Genomic DNA, 266 nt, shown 5'->3' on the forward strand with positions numbered 1-266 from the left:
CCTGGTTTGCTCGGCCGCTGATGGTCCGATGCCGCAAACTCGCGAGCACATCCTGCTGTCCCGTCAGGTAGGCGTTCCGTACATCGTTGTCTTCCTGAACAAGGCTGACATGGTTGACGACGCTGAGCTGCTGGAGCTGGTTGAAATGGAAGTGCGTGACCTGCTCAGCACTTACGATTTCCCGGGCGACGACACTCCGATCATCATCGGCTCCGCGCTGATGGCGCTGAACGGTGAAGACACCAACGAAATGGGCACCAGCGCTG

Annotated in this window: 1 protein-coding gene; it reads left to right on the plus strand. The window is 59.0% G+C overall.

Translation table 11 applies throughout. From position 1 onward, the window contains the following. A partial coding sequence (locus IOD17_RS19285; protein ID WP_233686627.1) for a GTP-binding protein occupies nt 1-266 on the plus strand: 266 nt, incomplete at both ends.

Origin of the sequence: Pseudomonas anguilliseptica (assembly GCF_021375795.1) — a bacterium.
In the GTDB taxonomy this organism is placed as follows: domain Bacteria; phylum Pseudomonadota; class Gammaproteobacteria; order Pseudomonadales; family Pseudomonadaceae; genus Aquipseudomonas; species Aquipseudomonas anguilliseptica_A.